4 protein-coding genes are annotated in these 5191 nt (G+C 41.0%); 3 read left to right on the top strand and 1 reads right to left on the bottom strand.

Going from position 1 to position 5191, the window contains the following annotated elements; translation table 11 throughout:
- The first annotated feature begins 478 nt into the window (after positions 1-478).
- The 3 genes from JI65_RS16315 (at position 479) to JI65_RS16305 (ending at position 3526) form a co-directional block, all read left to right on the top strand.
- On the top strand, positions 479-1141 hold the full coding sequence (locus tag JI65_RS16315) for a hypothetical protein (protein ID WP_191018229.1): 663 nt from the start codon (positions 479-481) through the stop codon (positions 1139-1141).
- On the top strand, positions 1119-1625 hold the full coding sequence (locus JI65_RS16310; RefSeq protein WP_191018228.1) for a hypothetical protein: 507 nt from the start codon (positions 1119-1121) through the stop codon (positions 1623-1625). The genes JI65_RS16315 and JI65_RS16310 overlap by 23 nt, the downstream gene beginning before the upstream one ends.
- Positions 1626-1849: 224 nt before the next feature.
- Positions 1850-3526, top strand: a complete 1677-nt coding sequence (locus JI65_RS16305) for a DUF4153 domain-containing protein (protein ID WP_191018227.1) — start codon at positions 1850-1852, stop codon at positions 3524-3526.
- 194 nt (positions 3527-3720) lie between these two features.
- On the opposite strand, the gene ilvD is transcribed toward JI65_RS16305, so the two are convergent.
- The coding region (ilvD, locus tag JI65_RS16300; RefSeq protein ID WP_191018226.1) for a dihydroxy-acid dehydratase at positions 3721-5191 on the bottom strand (1471 nt) is incomplete at its 5' end.

Raw genomic sequence — 5191 nt, 5'->3', positions numbered from 1 at the left:
TGTCTCATTTTATGAAAACTGAAAAATGGCTCTAAAAAGCATGGAGACTTTGAGCTGCGAAGAAAGTTCATCCAGTGTGAAAACTAGTGCACCTTCTCTGCGCAAACTAGCTTTGTTTTCATCTCCCCCCAAAAAAATCGCGATTTGTGGGAAGTCCAAAAAATCCACTTTTCCCCGGAAAGTCCGCCACAAAAAGCGCCTTTTCCAGGGAAAAATTAAGGATTACGCTACATATAGCGTAGTTTTTACAGTTCTAAAACCGCTCCGAATCAACTGACGAGTGGTTTTAGAATTTTTCGCGGACGGAAGTTTTCCGCCGATAAAATTCTTAACGGAGGATTTTAAAACCTGAGCTGATTTTTGTCTTTATGGAGCCTAAAAGCGGACTTTTGGCGTGAAAATGCCTGAAATCCATTGAGATTTGCGGGCTGTCAGTCCAATCAATCTCAATTGTTACCACTACGCGGGGAACAATCCGGTGCGGTATACCGACCCGGATGGAAGATATAGCTGGGACCAGTTAAAGAAAGATTGGTCTGAAGCATGGTCGGCAGTTAAAAATCTTGATTTTGGTTACGACTATACACAAATGGCATCTCAAGCCTGGAGTGCTGGAAATTATTTTCAGGCTGCAATTTATGAACTCGATGCCAGTTGCGAAATGGTATTAGATTTAGGTCTTGCCTATTTTGGAGCAGAACTTATTGGAAATGTTATTGCTGATACACCTTCGACCTCATTAGGAATTGTCGCAAATTCAAATGCGACAACGAATACTGCTCAAGTTTCCAATGTAAGCAATAGATGTGCTGAACTAGGAAGCAAACTTGACTATTTGTTAGGAAAAGCAACTGGAAATGCGCATAATATTGCCAGAAGTGCTGCAATGAAAAAAAGTCTTGAAAATATAGGATTAGGAGATTCGAATTTTACTAGAGCATATCTTACAAATTATTTTAATAAAGTGTTGAATGACCCATTATCAGTTAAAGAAATTCAAAAAACTGGCAGAATAGTAAGAGAATCTCTGTTAATGGGACCAAATGGAGGTGTGAAAGTAAACTCTATTTGGGAAGATTCAAAACTGATAACTGTTGAGATCTTTGGTGGAGCAAAAAATGGTACATCCTTTATTAATTAAAAAGTTTGAATCTGAATCTCAAATGATGAAAGATTATTTGCAGAACAAAACTTCTTCTGATTATATTGAATTTGAGACAGAAGAACCTGTTAATTTTTATCGTATATGCGTTACTCACTTAAGATATAATATATATATCAAATCGGACGATCCTAGTGACTTAGAAGCCATGATTGGCGATTTTTGCTTAGGTATATTAGTCGATCATTATTTTATATATGTTGATACTAAAACCTTTCAAAATCAAATATCTGATTTATATGTATACGGGTTAGGGCTAGTTTATAAACCATCTTTATCTTGTTTTTATTGTATATTACAAACAGGTTTTTTTTGTTATAACACCAAAAACAAAAATACTAGGTATAAGGATGTTGGAGAGCTAATTTTGGACTGGAAGTGGGGAAATAAAGAACAAACTATAGTAAAATATACTTTTGATTCGCTGAAGTTTTATGACTTTAACTTACTGTCCATTAATTAATTTCCGAATGCAATCTCTTCCCACAAATCGCGATTTGTAGGAATACCAAATAATCCACTTTTCCCCAGAAAGCCCGCCACAAAAAGCGCCTTTTCCGGGATTTTGCTAAGGCTCAAAAATATGGATTCAAAAAGAATCATGACAATATTTTTCAAGAGCTTAAAAAAATATCGATTTTTTGACTTTTTAGCGATGTGCAAAAGTTTTTTCACCGATAATTATTTATGAATATTTTTAAAAACGTTGGGAAAACACTTGCATCATCATTTCTTAGATTTCCAGCTTTATTTTTGCTCGGACTTTGCGCTTCTGCACTTTTTATACTAACTCTTAACAATTCAGGTCAGATTTATGCAATCATACAGGACAACGCGGGTAACGCTTGTCTTTGGGGAATGCTTTTTGCAGTGGCAATGCAGCTTGCACTGGAATTAAAGGCCTCAAGAACAATTCAGCTTGTAGGCCAGGCTTTGAGCGTTGTTCTGTCGTTTACGGCTTTTTATTTTATCCTTTCGAGCCTTGGCCAGCACAAGTACACTGTTTTTTTTGGCGGAATTCTCACATTAGCGTCGGCAAACGGATTTTTGCTCTCGCTCCATACAAAACGATTTTTTTCAAAGGCCCTGGCAGCGGGACTCGCAACGCTTGGAATTTTTCTTTTAACAACGATGTGCGCAACATTAATTCTTCTTGCAATCATCACGTTAATCATTCAGCACTCTGTAAGTGATTACGACAAAGTTTTTTATTCAATTTTGATTTTGAATTCTTTTTTTATCGCACCGTTGCTTTTCGTTTCCTATGCGGCAAAAAAAGACGAAGATGAATACAAGAGTCCTGCAGTATTCAAAACGGCGATTCTTTACGTGCTTTTCCCGTTTTATGTGATTCTTCTTACGATTCTTTACATTTACATAATCGAAACTTTTTTGATTTTGCAGACATTTCCGGTGGGAAGAATAAGTCCGTTCGTTTGCATTGCAACTGCACTTTACATTTTCTTCTATTTTACACTCGACGAATTTGACTCAAAAGGCACGAAAGTATTTTACCTAATCGGTTCCATGATTCTTCTGCCGCTGATTGTGGTTCAATGTTTTGCAGTCGCAATCCGCATTCGGGCGTTCGGACTAACTCCGCTAAGAACGGCAAGTCTTTACTACATCGCATTCAGCGTGATTTTTACGGTTCTTCCGTTCATCAAGCGGGGAAAATTCATGCGAGAGATTTTTCTCGTTTTTTCGATTTTCTGCATTTTTGCAACAATGGTTCCGCAGACAAAAATCACGAATCTTACGGTAAAAAATCATGAATCCCGCATTGAGAATGTGCTAAAAAAATACGAAATGCTCGGCGCACAAAAAGTCATTTTAAAAAACACAAAAGAAATTGCCAGCGAAGACAGAGAAATTTTAAGGAATTCATACCGTGCAATTTACCACGAAGACATTTTTCCGGAATGGCTCTTGCCAGCAAAAAAGAAAACTACGTTAAAAGATGATTTTTACACGCTTTTTGGTTTCTCCGTTTATTATGACGAAGATTTTTTCGCTACAAAAACAACGCCAGATTATTTTATTATGAGTGTGGATAAGTTTAATTACGATCTCAGCGGATTCAGCGAACTTGAGTCGTTCTACAAAAATGTCTCAAAAGATGATGGAAAGATTATTCTTAATCTTTTTGAAAATGACTACGATGTTACGGAGCAGCTTTTAAATCTTGCCCTAGCCCACGCAAACTCAAATTCAAATCAGGAAGTTTTAGTCCTCGATGTTGATGACGAAATCGTTCTTTTGATAGAAAACGCAACTGTCGCGATTCAAAAAAGCAGCGAAACCAATATTACACTTGACGGCGGATTTACCGGAATCGCTTTGCGCAGGGCTGCAAGAAAATAAAAAAGCAGAACATAAAATATGAATTAGACCGAATGCCGGGTTTCGTGTCATGGGCTGTCCAAGTTCATTGACCAGTGTCATACCAAAACTAGTTCAGCATGACAATACTTTTTAGTCAGCCCATGACAAGTTTTTTGGTCATCCCTAAAAACTGAAGTTTTTAAAGATGCCCTTTTATAGTTTTTCGAACAAGCCTACTGGAGAATAGCTCCCTTGTCGGCAGAGCTTACAAGTTTTGCGTATCGGGCAAGATAGCCGGTCTTGACTTTTGGCTCCGGTGCAGTCCATGCAGCCTTTCGTCTTGCAAGTTCTTCGTCGCTAACGTCAAGATGAATCTTGTAATTGTTGATGTCGAGCGTGATTTTGTCGCCTTCCTGAACGAGTGCGATTGGTCCGCCAACAGCAGCTTCCGGAGAGCAGTGACCAAGGGAAGCGCCTCTTGTCGCTCCGGAGAAACGACCGTCCGTAATCAACGCAACCTGCTTGTCGAGTCCCTGACCTGCGAGAGCCGCAGTTACAGCGAGCATTTCGCGCATTCCAGGTCCGCCTTTAGGCCCTTCGTAGCGGATTACAACAACGTCTCCTGCATGAATCTGAGCCTTCTGAACTGCTTCCATTGCAGCCGACTCATCGTCAAATACGCGGGCTGGTCCCGTGTGAAGCATAAGCTCTTTTGCGCAGGCAGAACGTTTTACGACCGTTCCGTTTGGAGCGAGGTTTCCAAAAAGCACTGCGATTCCGCCGTTATCAGAATAAGGATTTTCGATTGGTCGCAAGATTTCTGGATTTCTGTTTTTTACGCCCTTAATATTTTCTGCGATTGTTTTTCCGGTCGCCGTAATGAGCGACGTGTTGATTAGATTCTTCTTTGCAAGCTCCGCAAGAACAGCCTGAACACCGCCAGCGTCGTCAAGTTCGCACATAAAAGTGTGTCCTGCAGGTGCCAAATGGCACAAGTTCGGGGTGCGCTCAGAAATTTCATTCACCTCGTGAAGGTCAAGTTCAAGTCCGGCCTCGTGCATAATAGCAGGAACGTGGAGCATTGTGTTTGAAGAGCAACCGAGTGCCATGTCTGCGGCAAGTGCGTTCTTAAAGTTCTCGGCAGTCATCATCTGTCGTGCGGTGATTCCGCGTTTGTACATTTCCATTACCTGCATTCCGGCATGTTTTGCAAGCGCGATTCGTCGTCCTGTAACAGCTGGAATCGTTCCGTTTCCCGGAAGACCAAGCCCCAGAACTTCGGTAAGACAGTTCATTGAATTTGCGGTGAACATTCCAGAACAAGCTCCGCAACCTGGGCAGGCGTAATGTTCCATTTCGCAAAGCTGACTTTCGGTAACTTTTCCAACGGCAAGTCCGCCTACAGCCTCGAACATGTCTGTGAGCGAAAGATTTTTTCCTGAATATGGATTAGTGCTGTCGTGTCCCGGAAGATGCCCCGGCATCATCGGGCCGCCAGAAACAAATACTGTCGGCAAATCAAGCCGAGCTGCCGCCATGAGCATTCCCGGAACGATTTTGTCGCAGTTAGGAATCATAACAAGGGCATCAAACTGATGAGCTTTTGCCACGCACTCAACTGAATCTGCAATAAGTTCGCGGGTTACGAGCGAATACTTCATTCCTTCGTGTCCCATTGCAATTCCGTCGCAAACGCCGATTGCA

Source organism: Treponema zioleckii (genome assembly GCF_014737315.1).
In the GTDB taxonomy this organism is placed as follows: domain Bacteria; phylum Spirochaetota; class Spirochaetia; order Treponematales; family Treponemataceae; genus Treponema_D; species Treponema_D zioleckii.
Note: the sequence above shows the minus strand (reverse complement) of the source record. Positions and strands in the feature narration are given on the sequence as shown.